16 protein-coding genes and 1 riboswitch are annotated in these 12,522 nt (G+C 74.0%); of the genes, 11 read left to right on the forward strand and 5 right to left on the reverse strand.

Translation table 11 applies throughout. The features are described from left to right. Positions 1-27 precede the first annotated feature (27 nt). Positions 28-930 carry an SDR family oxidoreductase gene (locus QSK52_RS24490; protein ID WP_285738288.1) on the reverse strand — a complete coding sequence of 301 codons (903 nt, stop codon included), beginning with the start codon at positions 928-930 and terminating at the stop codon, positions 28-30. A 92-nt stretch (positions 931-1,022) separates the two neighbouring features. Here QSK52_RS24490 and QSK52_RS24495 point away from each other — a divergent pair, with 92 nt between their 5' ends. The 4 genes from QSK52_RS24495 to QSK52_RS24510 all read left to right on the forward strand — a co-directional run bounded on the left by QSK52_RS24495 (position 1,023) and on the right by QSK52_RS24510 (position 4,764). Continuing rightward, complete coding sequence (locus QSK52_RS24495) at positions 1,023-1,589, forward strand: helix-turn-helix domain-containing protein (protein ID WP_285738289.1); 567 nt, start codon at positions 1,023-1,025, stop codon at positions 1,587-1,589. 115 nt (positions 1,590-1,704) lie between these two features. Beyond that, a complete protein-coding gene (locus tag QSK52_RS24500) occupies positions 1,705-2,511 on the forward strand; it encodes an Fpg/Nei family DNA glycosylase (protein ID WP_285738290.1) in 807 nt (268 codons plus the stop codon). A gap of 84 nt (positions 2,512-2,595) precedes the next feature. Beyond that, the gene (locus QSK52_RS24505) at positions 2,596-3,288 is read left to right on the forward strand and encodes a DUF6445 family protein (protein WP_285738291.1); all 693 of its coding nucleotides are present in this window, start codon (positions 2,596-2,598) and stop codon (positions 3,286-3,288) included. A 101-nt stretch (positions 3,289-3,389) separates the two neighbouring features. Next, a riboswitch (cobalamin riboswitch) is annotated at positions 3,390-3,600 on the forward strand. Positions 3,601-3,630: 30 nt separating this feature from the next. Further along, positions 3,631-4,764 carry a HoxN/HupN/NixA family nickel/cobalt transporter gene (locus QSK52_RS24510; RefSeq protein WP_285738292.1) on the forward strand — a complete coding sequence of 378 codons (1,134 nt, stop codon included), beginning with the start codon at positions 3,631-3,633 and terminating at the stop codon, positions 4,762-4,764. Positions 4,765-4,771: 7 nt separating this feature from the next. Here QSK52_RS24510 and QSK52_RS24515 read toward each other — a convergent pair whose 3' ends face one another. Then, on the reverse strand, positions 4,772-5,617 hold the full coding sequence (locus QSK52_RS24515) for a DMT family transporter (protein WP_285738293.1): 846 nt from the start codon (positions 5,615-5,617) through the stop codon (positions 4,772-4,774). 119 nt (positions 5,618-5,736) lie between these two features. On the opposite strand from QSK52_RS24515, the gene QSK52_RS24520 reads away from it, so the two are divergent. Then, entirely contained in the window at positions 5,737-6,312 is a 576-nt protein-coding gene (locus QSK52_RS24520) for a helix-turn-helix domain-containing protein (RefSeq protein ID WP_285738294.1), read from the forward strand. 45 nt (positions 6,313-6,357) lie between these two features. Here QSK52_RS24520 and QSK52_RS24525 read toward each other — a convergent pair whose 3' ends face one another. Next, entirely contained in the window at positions 6,358-6,600 is a 243-nt protein-coding gene (locus QSK52_RS24525) for a type B 50S ribosomal protein L31 (RefSeq protein ID WP_285738295.1), read from the reverse strand. Between the two features lie 69 nt (positions 6,601-6,669). Next, entirely contained in the window at positions 6,670-6,834 is a 165-nt protein-coding gene (rpmG, locus tag QSK52_RS24530) for a 50S ribosomal protein L33 (RefSeq protein WP_285738296.1), read from the reverse strand. Between the two features lie 132 nt (positions 6,835-6,966). Between rpmG and QSK52_RS24535 the strand changes: the two genes are divergently transcribed. The 5 genes from QSK52_RS24535 to QSK52_RS24555 all read left to right on the forward strand — a co-directional run bounded on the left by QSK52_RS24535 (position 6,967) and on the right by QSK52_RS24555 (position 11,055). Further along, on the forward strand, positions 6,967-8,073 hold the full coding sequence (locus QSK52_RS24535) for an aminopeptidase P family protein (RefSeq protein WP_285738297.1): 1,107 nt from the start codon (positions 6,967-6,969) through the stop codon (positions 8,071-8,073). A gap of 70 nt (positions 8,074-8,143) precedes the next feature. Next, positions 8,144-8,707, forward strand: coding sequence for an elongation factor P (gene efp, locus QSK52_RS24540; RefSeq protein WP_285738298.1), 564 nt, complete (start codon positions 8,144-8,146; stop codon positions 8,705-8,707). Between the two features lie 2 nt (positions 8,708-8,709). Then, entirely contained in the window at positions 8,710-9,147 is a 438-nt protein-coding gene (nusB, locus tag QSK52_RS24545) for a transcription antitermination factor NusB (RefSeq protein WP_285738299.1), read from the forward strand. Positions 9,148-9,253: 106 nt separating this feature from the next. Then, on the forward strand, positions 9,254-10,081 hold the full coding sequence (locus tag QSK52_RS24550; protein WP_285738300.1) for a thioesterase family protein: 828 nt from the start codon (positions 9,254-9,256) through the stop codon (positions 10,079-10,081). 185 nt (positions 10,082-10,266) lie between these two features. Then, positions 10,267-11,055 carry a hypothetical protein gene (locus QSK52_RS24555; RefSeq protein ID WP_285738301.1) on the forward strand — a complete coding sequence of 263 codons (789 nt, stop codon included), beginning with the start codon at positions 10,267-10,269 and terminating at the stop codon, positions 11,053-11,055. Between the two features lie 84 nt (positions 11,056-11,139). Here QSK52_RS24555 and bldD read toward each other — a convergent pair whose 3' ends face one another. Then, the gene (bldD, locus tag QSK52_RS24560; protein WP_014134541.1) at positions 11,140-11,643 is read right to left on the reverse strand and encodes a transcriptional regulator BldD; all 504 of its coding nucleotides are present in this window, start codon (positions 11,641-11,643) and stop codon (positions 11,140-11,142) included. A 263-nt stretch (positions 11,644-11,906) separates the two neighbouring features. On the opposite strand from bldD, the gene pyrR reads away from it, so the two are divergent. Continuing rightward, a complete protein-coding gene (pyrR, locus tag QSK52_RS24565; protein ID WP_033252037.1) occupies positions 11,907-12,518 on the forward strand; it encodes a bifunctional pyr operon transcriptional regulator/uracil phosphoribosyltransferase PyrR in 612 nt (203 codons plus the stop codon). Positions 12,519-12,522 lie beyond the last annotated feature (4 nt).

Below are 12,522 nucleotides of genomic sequence, written 5' to 3' on the forward strand. Positions count from 1 at the left end.
GAAGGTTCCGCTGCCCGGTGGTCGGGGTCAGTCCTCGGTGAAGTAGTGGTCCTCGTCCAGGTCGTCGAGCAGGCCCGGGTGGGTCGGGTGCCAGTCGAGGAGGGCGCGGGTGGCCTCGGCGGAGGCGGGGAGGTCGAGGGGGACGACGCGGGCGAGGAAGCCGAAGTGCTCGTCGGCCCGGGAGTCGTCGACGGGGGCGGTGGGGAGGCCGAGGCGGATGCCGATGCGTTCGGCGATCTCGCGGAAGGGGACGCCCTCGTCGTCGACGGCGTGCAGGCGGGTGCCGGCCGGGGCGTGTTCGAGGGCGAGGCGGTAGAGGCGGGCGGCGTCGAGGGTGTGGACGGCGGGCCAGCGGTTGGTGCCGTCGCCGAGGTAGCCGGAGGTGCCGGTGGCGCGGGCGGTGCGGATCAGCAGGGGGACGAAGCCGTGCCGGTCGAGCGGGCTGTGGACGACCGGGGGGAGGCGGACGACGCTGGTGCGCACGCCGTCGGCGGCGGCGTCGACCAGGGCCCGTTCGGCCTCGGTGCGCGGCGCGCCGGGGGCGACCCGGCTCTCCAGGGAGAGCTGTCCGGGGGCGCTGCCGCCGCCCGTCCCGCCGGTGCCGACCAGGGGCTTGCCGGTGCCCGCGAGCGCTTCGACCAGGGCGCGGACGGCCTTGAGGTCGTCGGCCATCGCTCCGGCGTAGTCGCCGCCGAGCATCGCCTCGTGCTTGAAGGCGAGGTGGACGACGCCGTCGGCGGCCGCGGCGGCGGCCCGCAGGCCGTCGAGGTCGTCGAGGTCGCCGCGGCGGACGTCCGCGCCGAGGGCGGTGAGCGCGGCGGCGGAGGCGTCGGAGCGGGCGAGGCCGGTGACGCGGTGACCGGCGGCGAGCAGGTCGGGGACGAGGGCCGAGCCGAGGTGGCCGGTGGCTCCGGTGACGAAGACGTGCACGAGTGGACCTCCGAGTGATGAGACCTTGTCCCATCACCATAGCTCGCCGGGCCCGGTGATGCGACCATGTCCCGTCACGTAGAATCCGGATCATGGCCAGATGGGACCCGAACGCCCGCCAGCGGCTGGAGCGCGCCGCGCTGGAGCTCTTCGTCCGGCAGGGCTACGACCGCACCACCGTCGCCGAGATCGCCGAGCGCGCGGGCCTGGCCAAGAGCACCTTCTTCCGGCACTTCGCGGACAAGCGCGAGGTGCTCTCCGGCGGCGACGCCCTGACCCGCCTGCTCACCGGCGCGGTCGCCGCCGCCCCGCCCGGGGCGGGGCCGCGGCAGGCCGTCGAGGCCGCGCTGGCCGCCGTCGGCGCGCAGGCCTTCACCGCCGAGCGCCACGAGACCGTCCGGGAGCGCCAGCAGGTGGTCGCCGCCAACCCGGAGCTGACCGAGCGCGAACTGCTCAAGCGCGAGGCGCTCGCCGCCGCCCTCACCGCCGCCCTGCGCGAACGCGGCGTCCCCGAGCCCACCGCCGTGCTCGCCGCCGTGCTGGGCCTGCTCGCCCTGCGCGCCGCCCTCGCCCGCTGGACCGCCCGCCCCGGCCAGGACTTCACCGCCCTGGCGCTGGCCGAGCTGACCGCCCTGTGCGAGGCCGCCGCCGCGCTCTGAGCCGCCGGGCCGGACCGCCCCGGGTGTCCGAGCGGCCTGGGAGAATGGACTCCTCGCGACCACTGCGACCACCGCGACCACCACCGCGACCGCCACGACCGAGGAGTTGACGCCGGTGCCCGAGGGGCATGTGATCCACCGCCTGGCCAGGGAGAACGACGCGCTGTTCGGCGGCCGTCCGGTGCGGGTGTCCAGCCCGCAGGGGCGCTTCGCGGAGGGCGCCGCGCTGATCGACGGGCGGGTGCTGGACGAGGCGGAGGCGCACGGCAAGCACCTGTTCCTGGGTTTCGGCGAGCACTGGCTGCACGTGCACCTGGGGCTGTACGGGAAGTACGACTTCGGCGCGGGCGAGCCCCCGGAGCCGGTCGGCCAGGTCCGGCTGCGGATGGTGAACGACAGCGGCTACGCCGACCTGCGCGGCCCGACCGCCTGCGAACTGCTCACCCCCGCGGAGAAGGCCGCCGTCCACCGCCGCCTGGGCCCGGACCCGCTGCGTCCGGGCGAGGCGGGTGACGAGGCGTGGCGGCGGATCTCCCGCAGCGGCAGCACGGTCGCCGCCCTGCTGATGGACCAGAAGGTGCTGGCGGGCGTCGGGAACGTGTACCGCGCCGAGGTGCTGTTCCGCCTCGGCATCAGCCCGCACCGCCCCGGCCGCGACCTCTCCCGCCCCGAGTGGGACGCGATCTGGGCCGACCTGGTCGCCCTGATGCACGACGGAGTGGCCGCGGGCCGGATCGACACCGTCCGCCCCGAGCACACCCCGGAGGCGATGGGCCGCCCGCCGCGGGTGGACGACCACGGCGGCGAGGTGTACGTCTACCGGCGGCACGACCAGCCCTGCCTGGTGTGCGAAACGCCGGTCCGCACCGAGGAGTTGGCCGCCCGGAACCTGTTCTGGTGCCCGCGCTGCCAGCAGGCCTGACGCTCCGTCACCGCGGCAAGCCTTGACGCAAGGTTGACCAGCGCTTGGGCGAGGCCCCGGAGCGGCGCTCCTATTGTCGGGGCCATGCCCGTACAACCGTTCCAGGGCCCGCGCCCCACCCCGGCGCTCCCGGTCCTGCCGTACCGCAAGCCCACCAGGGGACGCGACTACTGGGTGCTGGACGACGTCCTCCCCGACCCGGACGCGGTGCGGGCCCGGCACCTGGCGCGCACGGACTGGGACGAGGGCTACCCGCACCGGCCGGAGCCCTGGCCGGGGCTGCGGGCGATGCCCGGGCTGGAGCCGGACGAGCTGGCGCACGTGGAGGGGCTGGTCCGGGCGGCGACCGGGGCCGAGCGGATCTGGGCGCTGGACGAGGCCGAGGGCGGCACGTTCAACCACAACTGCGTGCAGGTGGTCGGGGCGGGGGAGTGCGAGCCGCGGCCGCACACCGACTCGCGTGCGCTGTGCCGGTACGCGGCCGTGCTGTACCTGAACCCGGCCGTCCCCAAGCGCTGCGGCACCAGCTTCTACCGGCAGAGCCTCCCCGGCGGGCGGCTGGGTGGCAACAGCGTGGTGGCCCCGCACAACAACCTGGTGGACGCCCTGGGCACCCGCTTCGTCCCGCCGGACTCCTTCACCGAGGACCTGGCCGTCCCGCACCGCTACAACCGGCTGCTGCTCTACACCGCCAACCTGATCCACACCGCGACCGAGTACCACGGCGCGACGCTGGAGGAGAAGCGGATGACCTGCGTCTTCTTCTGGATGGCCTGACGCGCCCGGGCGGGCTGACGCGCCGTCACCACGGCCCTGATCAGGCGTGATCTGTGCCACCCGGGCCGGGGTGCGCTCTTGCCGCCGCACCCGCGGCGGGCCTACGGTGGGCGGGCCGTGGTGCTCGGGAAGCCGGTGCACTGCGACCGCCGCGGGAGCGGGGGTCGCAGGAGTCCGGAGCGGCCCTCGCCACTGTGATCGGGGAGTCGTCGGCTCCCACCCCGTGCCACTGGCCGCTCGCGGCCGGGAAGGCCGGGAGCCGGCGCACAACACCCCGTCAGCCAGGAGACCGGCCACGGCATCTCACGAAGTGATCCACGAGGTGCTGGAGCGTGAACGCGGATGACCGCGCATGAAATCACCCTGCCCGGGAACGAACCCGGCTCCCCCCTGCCCGTCTTCCGCTGGCGGCGCGAGGACACCCTGCGCACGGCCGGCCTGATGGCGGTGATCCTGGCCATGCACGTGGTGGCCTTCGGGACGCTGCTGTTCCTGGTCGCGCCGCACGAGTACAAGGTCGGCACCCAGGTGTTCGGCGTCGGCCTGGGCATCACCGCGTACACCCTGGGCATGCGGCACGCCTTCGACGCCGACCACATCGCGGTGATCGACAACACCACCCGCAAGCTGATGGCGGACGGCCGCCGCCCGGTCTCGGTGGGCTTCTGGTTCGCCCTCGGCCACTCCTCGATGGTGGTGATCATGGCCGCCCTGGTGGCCGGCGGCGCGGCGCTGGCGGGCACCCTGATGGACGAGGACTCCACCACCCACCGGGTGCTCGGCACCATCGGCACCACCGCGTCCGGCGCCTTCCTCTACCTGATCGCGGCGCTCAACCTGGTGGCCCTGCTGGGCATCTGGCGGGTGTTCCGGGCGATGCGGGCCGGGCAGTACGACGAGGCCGAGCTGGAGCGGCACCTGGACGCCCGCGGCTTCCTGGCCCGGCTGCTGGGCCGGGCCACCCGCTCGATCAGCCGGCCCGGCCAGATGTTCCCGGTCGGGATGGTGCTCGGCCTGGGCTTCGACACCGCCACCGAGGTCACGCTGATGGTGATGGCCGGGTCCGGCGCGGCCTCCGGGCTGCCCTGGTACGCGGTGGTCTGCCTGCCGCTGCTGTTCGCCGCCGGGATGAGCCTGTTCGACACCCTGGACGGCACGTTCATGAACTTCGCCTACCAGTGGGCGTTCGCCAACCCGGTCCGCAAGGTGTACTACAACCTGACCATCACCGGGCTGTCGATCGCGGTGGCCTTCGTGATCGGCACCATCGAGCTGGTCGCCGTGCTGCACGACAAGTTCGACCTGGCCGACCCGGTCACCGGCTGGATCGCGGGCCTCAGCCTGGACAACGTCGGCTTCGTGATCGTCGGCCTGTTCGTGGTGGTCTGGGCCGCCGCGATCGGCTACTGGCGGATCGCCAAGCGCTCCCGGGCGTTCGCGGGAGCGGCTGCAGGGGCGGGGGCCGACGCGTCGTGACGGGGCGTCAGCCGGCGGCCAGGATCAGCGTCCCGGCCACCGCGAGGCCCGCGCCCACCACCTGCACCCGCAGCAGCCGCTCCTTCAGCAGGCCGCGCGCCATCAGTGCGGTGACCACCGGGTAGAGCGAGGCCAGCACGGCCGCCACCGCCACCGAGCCCAGGTGCGAGGCGGCCGCGTACAGGCCGTTCGCGGCCACGTCGGCGACCCCGACGGCGGTCAGTGCGGGCAGCGACCGCGCGCCCGCCGAGAGTCCGAGGGGCTGTCGGCGGGCCGCGACGGCCAGCATCCCGGCGCCGACCACCGCGTTGGTCAGCCGCTGCACGCACAGCGTCAGCAGCAGGGCGCCGCCCGCGCTGGCGTGCGCGACCAGGGCCAGCACCGCGCCGAAGGCGAAGGCCGCGCCGAGGGTGAGCAGCAGCACCTGCCGGCTCACCGCCGCCCCGCCGCGCTGCGGGCCGCCGGCCAGGGCGACCCCGGCGACGGCCACCGCGATGCCCAGCCCCTGGACGGCGCCCGGCCGTTCGCCGAGGAACAGGCCGACCCCGATCGGCACCAGCACGCCGACGGTGGCCAGCGGCGACACCACGCCCATCGGCCCGAGCGCCAGCGCCCGGTAGAAGGCCAGCAGCGCGAACGGCCCGATCACGCCCGCCGCCACCGCGTACCAGAGGGCGGGGGAGGCCCCGGGCCAGCCGCCGGTGGCGGTCACCGCGACCGCGAGCACCGCGGCGGCGGCCGTCTGCGAGAGCACCACCACCGTCAGCGCGGGCATCCGCCGGGTGATCGCCCCGCCCCCGTAGTCGGCGACGCCCCACAGCAGGCTGGCGAGCAGGGCGAGGGCGGCGCTCATGAGGCGGTGAGGTGGGCGGACAGCATGGTGGACTCCGCAGTACAGTCGGTGGACCTGGCGATGCCGCCGCAGCATAGTTCAACCCAGTGCACCGACCCAACCAGAATATTGGACTGCCCGTGCCGGACGCCGACCTCGTCACCCAGGCCCTCGCCCGCAACCTCAAGCGCCTGCGCCTCGACCGCGGCCACACCCTGGACGCCCTGGCCGCCCGTTCCGGGGTCAGCCGCGGCATGGTCGTCCAGATCGAACAGGCGCGCACCAACCCCAGCATCGGCACCGTGGTCCGGCTCGCCGACGCGCTCGGCGTCTCGATCGCCCGGCTGCTCGACTACGACGCCGCCTCGGAGGTCAGGATCGTCCCCGCCGAGGACGCCGTCCGGCTGTGGACCGGTCCCGGGGGCGGCAGCGGCACCCTGCTCGGCGGCACCGAGGCCCCCGGCCCGCTGGAGCTGTGGTCCTGGCACCTGCACCCCGGCGAGGCGCACGCCTCCGACCCGCACCCGCCCGGCACCGTCGAGATCGCCCGGGTCGACGAGGGCGTCCTCACCCTCGTCCTGGACGGCCGCGACCACCGCGTCCCCGCCGGGTCCACCGCCTCCTACGAGGCCGGCACCGCCCACGGCTACCGCAACGACGGCGAGGTGCCCTGCCGGATCACCATGGTGGTCTCCGTCCCCCCGCCCGGCGCATGACGAAGGGCCCCGGGGGAAGCCCCGGGGCCCTGCGGTGCGTGCCGGTCAGCCGCCGTACCGGCGCCGGTACAGCTCGACCCGGCCCTCGGTGTCCATCAGGCGGGCCCGGCCGGTGTAGAACGGGTGGCTCGCCGAGGACGTCTCGACGTCGACCACCGGGTACGTCCGCCCGTCCGCCCACGCGACCGTGCGGTCGCTGGAGGCGGTCGACCTGGTCAGGAACGACAGGCCGCCGGTCCTGTCCCGGAACACCACCGGACGGTACTCGGGGTGGATTCCCTGCTGCATGACTGCTCCTCCTCGCTGGGTGCCCTCGCTGGATGCGTGTGCGATCGGACGGGTGCGCCGCCCGCGCGGTCAGCGGGCCTCGCGGAACTCCACGTGCCGCCCGGCCACCGGGTCGAACTTCCGCAGGGCCATCCGGTCGGGGTCGTTGCGGCGGTTCTTCCTGGTCACGTACGTGAAGCCGGTGCCCGCCGTGGACCGGAGCGTGATCACCGGTCGCAGTTCGCTGCGCGCCATCGTCTCGGCCTCCCTCTCCCGGCAACGATTGCCGTTTTCACCAAGCCACAACGCGCCGCCCCCCGCCCGCATTCCCGCCCCGTCGGCCGGTCCCGACAGGCGCCCCGCCGCCCCCGTTCGTACGCTCGGACCATGTCCGACGCGCACTCCGCCCGACGTGAACGCCTCCGCGAGTACTGCAGCGCCTCCGGTGCCGACGCCGCGCTGGTCACGCGCCCAGCCAACGTCCGCTACCTCACCGGCTGCCCGCCGGTGGGCGCCGCGCTGCTGCTCACCCGCGAGCGCGCCGTGCTCGCGGTGCCCGAGGGGGCGGAGGACGTCGAGGGCGGCGAGCGGCAGGCCGAGGCGGAGGTCACCCGGCTGCCGGTGCCCGCCGAGGCCGACGCCGCGTTCGCCGCCGCCGAGGCCGCCGCCCGGCTGCGGGTGCGCGACCTCGCGGTCGAGGAGCACGACCTCACCGTCACCCGGCACCGCACCGTCGCCCGGCTGGCCGAGGCGGCCCGGCTGCTCGACCTGGACCGGGCGGTGGAGCGGCTGCGGGTGGTCAAGGACGAGTACGAGATCGCCGACCTGCGGATCGCCGCCGAGATCGCCGACCAGGCCCTCGGCGAGCTGCTCGAATCCATCCTGGTCGGCCGCACCGAGCGCCACCTGGCGATGGAGCTGGAGCGCCGGATGATCGACCACGGCGCCGACCGGGCCGCCTTCCCGGTCTCCGTCGGCACCGGCAGCAACTCCGGCCTGGAGCACCACCAGCCCACCGACCGCCGGGTCGAGGAGGGCGACTTCCTCACCGTCGCGCTCGGCGCCCGCTACCGCGGCTACGGCATCTCCACCGCCCGCACCTTCGTGATCGGCGCCGCCCCCGCCGCCTGGCAGGTCGAGCTGCACCGGCTGGTCTTCCACGCCCAGCGGGCCGGCCGGGAGGCCCTCGGGCCCGGCGTCGAGCAGCACGTGCCGGACGACGCGGCCCGCTCGATCCTCCAGGCCGCGGGCCACGCCGAGCACTCCGTCCACGCCCTGGGACACGGCATCGGCCTGGAGATCAGGGAGGCTCCGCGCCTGGGGCCCGCCGACATGGGTAAACTGGACAACCGCGTGCCGGTCACCGTCGGCCCCGGGGTCCATCTCCCGGGTCGGGGCGGCGTCCGGATCGAGGACACGCTCGTGGTGCGGCCTCCCGAGGAGGGCGGGCCCGAGCTGCTCACCATCACCACCAAGGAGCTCCTCGCGCTGTGACCGAGACCGGTCCCGGTGGCGCGCGGCTTGGTGTTCCTTGACAGCGGACATATCAGGAGTAAGTGCGCCCGTGGCTACCACGAACGATCTCAAGAACGGCATGGTCCTCAAGCTGGACGGCGGCAAGCTCTGGACCGTCGTCGAGTTCCAGCACGTCAAGCCCGGCAAGGGCCCGGCCTTCGTGCGCACCAAGCTGAAGGAGGTCCTCTCCGGCAAGGTCGTCGACAAGACCTTCAACGCGGGCGTCAAGGTCGAGACCGCCAACGTCGACAAGCGGACCATGCAGTACTCGTACCGCGACGGCGACGCGTTCATCTTCATGGACATGGACACCTACGACCAGGTCCCGGTCGACTCCGCCACCGTCGGCGACGCCGCCAAGTACCTGCTGGAGGGCTTCGAGGCCCTGGTCGCGCAGAACGAGGGCGTCCCGCTGTACGTCGAGCTCCCCGCCGCGGTCGAGCTGACCATCGCCGAGACCGAGCCGGGCGTCCAGGGCGACCGCTCCACCGGCGGCACCAAGCCCGCCACCCTGGAGACCGGCGCCGAGATCCAGGTGCCGCTGTTCGTCACCACCGGCGAGAAGGTCAAGGTCGACACCCGCGACGGCAGCTACCTCGGCCGGGTCAAGTAACCGTGGCCGCTGCTCGTAGCAAGGCCCGCACCCGGGCCTTCCAGATCCTGTTCGAGGCGGACCACCGCGGTGTGTCCCCCGAGCGGGTGCTCGCCGACTGGATCGCGCGGGCGCGCGACCCCCGCCCGGACGAGGGCATTCCGCAGGTCGCGGAGTACACGATGCAGCTGGTCGAGGGGTACGCGCAGCACGCGCGCACCATCGACGACCTGATCTCCACCTACGCGGTGGGCTGGACGCTCGACCGGATGCCGATCGCCGACCGCAACGTGCTCCGGCTCGGCGCGTACGAGCTGATCTGGGAGGACGGGACGCCCGACGCGGTGGTCCTGGACGAGGCGGTGGAGATCGCCAAGGAGTTCTCCACCGACGAGTCGCCGGCCTTCGTGAACGGCCTGCTCGCCCGGTTCATGGAGCTCAAGCCGAGCATCCGGCGCTGAGCCCGCACGCCCCAGGAGGCCGCCGGACCTGTCGGTCCGGCGGCCTCCGCGCGTAAGCTACCGGCAAGTAATCTCTCTGTCCGCCGCGCAGAAGGGCCGCGAAGCCATGCCGGAGACCACCCCCGCCTTCGAGTTCGACCAGGGGATCGCGCTCACCCCGCACCCCACCGAGCCCGGCCGCTACGACGGCGAGCTCGGCGAGGGCTGGCAGATCGGCGGTGGCGTCAACGGCGGCCTGCTGCTCGCCTTCGCCGCGCACGCGCTCGCCCTGGAGGCCGGGGCCGACCACCCGCACCCGCTCACCGTCAGCGGCACCTACATATCCGCCTCCCGGCCCGGGCCCGCCACCGTCCGCACCGAGATCGTCCGGCGCGGCCGCAGCCTGGCCACCGGCAGCGCCGTCCTCTCCCAGGACGGCGAGGAGCGGCTGCGGGTCACCGCCGCCCTCACCGACCTCGCCGCGCTCGACGAGGAGGTCGCCACCACCGCGCTCCCGCCGCAGCTGCCCGCGCCCGAGCAGTGCGTGGGCGTCGAGCACGCCCCGCGCGAACTCCTCACCCAGGCCGCCCTGCTGGAGCGCCTCGACCTGCGCCTGGACCCGGCCACCATCGGCTGGGCGCTGGGCCGGCCGTCGAAGCAGGGCCGCATCCAGGGCTGGTTCCGCCTCGCCGACAAGCGCCCCGCCGACGCGCTCTCCCTCCTGCTCACCGCCGACGCCCTCCCCCCGGTCACCTTCGACCTCGGCCGCCCCGGCTGGGCCCCCACCATCCAGCTCGCCGTCCACGTCCGGGCCCTGCCCGCCGACGGCTGGCTGCGCGTCTCGCACGCCACCCGCAACCTGGCCGGCGGGTACTTCGAGGAGGACTGCGAGGTCTGGGACGAGAGCGGCCGACTGGTCGCCCAGTCCCGGCAGTTGGCCATGGCGCCCCGCTGACGCTCCGGACGGTGCACGGTCAGTTGCAGAGTTGTGACAGGCCGTGCGTGTGGGACGGGTGCGGGCGGGGAGGACTCGGTCAGCAGTTGCCAGAGCGAGACCCCCGGGAGCCACCGATGTCCAGGAACAGCCGTCGGCCGCGCCGTTGCAGTGCAGCACCCTCGCGGCGGAGCGAGGAGGCGTTCGTGACGGGCATCCTGACCAGCGAGGCGGACTTCGAGCGGGTGCGGGACTGGCAGGTGACGGACGCCGCGGACTACGCCGCCTACCTGCGGGAGACCGGGCAGCTGCTGGCCGAGGCGGTGGAGGAGTACGGGACGGTCCGGGCGCGGATGTTCCACCCGGAGGACTTCGCGGACTACTGCCTGCTCCACGGGCTGGACGTGCGCGAGCAGGCCGCGCGCGACGGCTACCTGGTCAACCCGCCGCTGCGCACCCAGCTGGTGACCTACCGCGGCGAGGACCTCGCCGACTTCCTGCCGCGGCTGGTCCGGGCCCGGGAGGGCGGCCTCGTGCTGCGGCACGCCGACCTGCTGACGGACGGTGCGCTGTGCGGCACCGAGCAGCCAGCCCCGGCCGACCCGCGGGTGCGGTGGACGTACCAGCAGGCGTCCGAGGTGTTCCGCCGGGTGCTGGTCGGCGCCGGGTGCGGGGCCTACGAGTTCCGGGTCGTGGTGGACGCGCCGGGCGGGCCGCTGGAGGCGCGGGCCCGGGTGCTGCACTGGGAGGACGGCGCGGTGCGGATCAACGACGAGGACCTGGACCTGGTCACCGCGGTGCTCTGCGCCGGGCTGTACTGCGAACTGCCGGGCGCCGCGGTGCTGCACGGGACGCAGGGCTCGGGCGCGCTGTGCGGGGAGTACCGGCAGGTCGCCTGGGCCTGGCGGAGCACCGGCTACGAGTGGTCGCCGGCCGAGCTGGCGGTGGCCGGGGTGGCGGCGGGCCCCGGGTTCAGCCTGGGCACCGTGGTCTGAACCGACGACAGCGGGGCGGGAACCGGTGGCCACCGGTTCCCGCCCCGCTGTGACGTTTCTTCAAACGGAGCGGCCGACCGCAGGTCAGCCCGCGTCCTCCTCGCGGACGGCGCGGCGCGCGTCCGGGTTCAGCACGCCCCAGCTGATCAGCTGCTCGGTGAGGATCGAGGGGGACTGGTCGTAGATGACGGCCAGCGTGCGCAGGTCGTCCTGGCGGATCGAGAGCACCTTGCCGTTGTAGTCGCCGCGCTGCGACTGGATGGTCGCGGCGTAGCGCTGCAGCGGACCGGCCTTCTCGGACGGGACCTGGGTCAGGCGCTCCAGGTCGAGCACCAGGCGCGGCGGCGGCTCGGCGGCCCCGCCCGGGGTGCCGCCGGGCAGCAGCTCCTGGACCGGCACGCCGTAGAACTCGGCCAGCTCGGCGAGGCGCTGGACGGTGACCGCGCGGTCGCCGCGCTCGTAGGAGCCGACGACCACAGCCTTCCAGCGACCCTGGGACTTCTCCTCGACGCCGTGCAGGGAGAGCCCCTGCTGAGTGCGGATCGCCCGGAGCTTGGCCCCGAGCTGCTTCGCGTAGTCGCTGGACATGGATCTCCCCGGACGAGATTGCTTCGCGTGCGCTGAAATGTGAGCGACGACGGGTCTCTGTGGAGCACCTTCGTAACTCACTGTGAGGTTACGTAGAGTGAGGGTTGCGCGTCAAGCCGAATGGGGCACTCGTGCGAACGGGCGGCGAACGGGCTCCGATCAGCACGCTGCTACCATGGGCGAGGCTCCGGCTGCGGCCGGAAACCATTCCAGACATCCTTTAAGACCCGTCCCGTGAGGCGGGGAAGGAGGTCCGCTTCGGCATGACCACACCCAGTTCCGCCCCCCGCGCCCCGCACCAGGTGCTGGACGCCACCGACATCGCCCGGGTCATCACCCGGATCGCCCACGAGATCGTGGAACGCGCCAAGGGCGCGGAGGACGTGGTGCTGCTCGGCATCCACACCCGCGGTGTCCACCTGGCCCGGCGACTGCAGGCCAGGCTCACCCAGATCACCGGCCGGGACATCCCGTTCGGGACGCTGGACATCACCATGTACCGGGACGACCTGCGGCTGAAGCCCGCCCGGGCCCTGGAGCACACCGAGATCCCCGCCGAGGGCATCGACGGCAAGCTGGTGATCCTGGTCGACGACGTGCTGTTCTCCGGCCGCACCATCCGCGCCGCGCTCGACGCGCTCAGCGACATCGGCCGCCCGCGCGCCGTCCGCCTCGCCGTGCTGGTCGACCGCGGCCACCGCGAACTCCCCATCCGCGCCGACTACGTCGGCAAGAACCTGCCCACCTCGCTGCGCGAGGCCGTGCAGGTCCGGCTGGCCGAGTCCGACGGGCTGGACGCCGTCCTGCTGGGCGACCGCGACTACGCCGCCCGCTCCTCCCAGGCCCTGGCCGCCGACCCCGAACTCCCGGAGTAGAACC

The sequence above is a fragment of the Kitasatospora phosalacinea genome (assembly GCF_030268885.1).
In the GTDB taxonomy this organism is placed as follows: Bacteria; Actinomycetota; Actinomycetes; order Streptomycetales; family Streptomycetaceae; genus Kitasatospora; species Kitasatospora phosalacinea_C.

Coding starts and splice junctions, on each gene's coding strand:
- QSK52_RS24505 (WP_285738291.1), top strand. CDS start 2,596: ATGCCCGTACAACCGTTCCAGGGCCCGCGCCCCACCCCGGCGCTCCCG.
- bldD (WP_014134541.1), bottom strand. CDS start 11,643: ATGTCCAGCGACTACGCGAAGCAGCTCGGGGCCAAGCTCCGGGCGATC.
- QSK52_RS24550 (WP_285738300.1), top strand. CDS start 9,254: ATGCCGGAGACCACCCCCGCCTTCGAGTTCGACCAGGGGATCGCGCTC.
- QSK52_RS24525 (WP_285738295.1), bottom strand. CDS start 6,600: ATGCAGCAGGGAATCCACCCCGAGTACCGTCCGGTGGTGTTCCGGGAC.
- QSK52_RS24515 (WP_285738293.1), bottom strand. CDS start 5,617: ATGAGCGCCGCCCTCGCCCTGCTCGCCAGCCTGCTGTGGGGCGTCGCC.
- QSK52_RS24510 (WP_285738292.1), top strand. CDS start 3,631: ATGACCGCGCATGAAATCACCCTGCCCGGGAACGAACCCGGCTCCCCC.
- QSK52_RS24495 (WP_285738289.1), top strand. CDS start 1,023: ATGGCCAGATGGGACCCGAACGCCCGCCAGCGGCTGGAGCGCGCCGCG.
- QSK52_RS24535 (WP_285738297.1), top strand. CDS start 6,967: ATGTCCGACGCGCACTCCGCCCGACGTGAACGCCTCCGCGAGTACTGC.
- pyrR (WP_033252037.1), top strand. CDS start 11,907: ATGACCACACCCAGTTCCGCCCCCCGCGCCCCGCACCAGGTGCTGGAC.
- rpmG (WP_285738296.1), bottom strand. CDS start 6,834: ATGGCGCGCAGCGAACTGCGACCGGTGATCACGCTCCGGTCCACGGCG.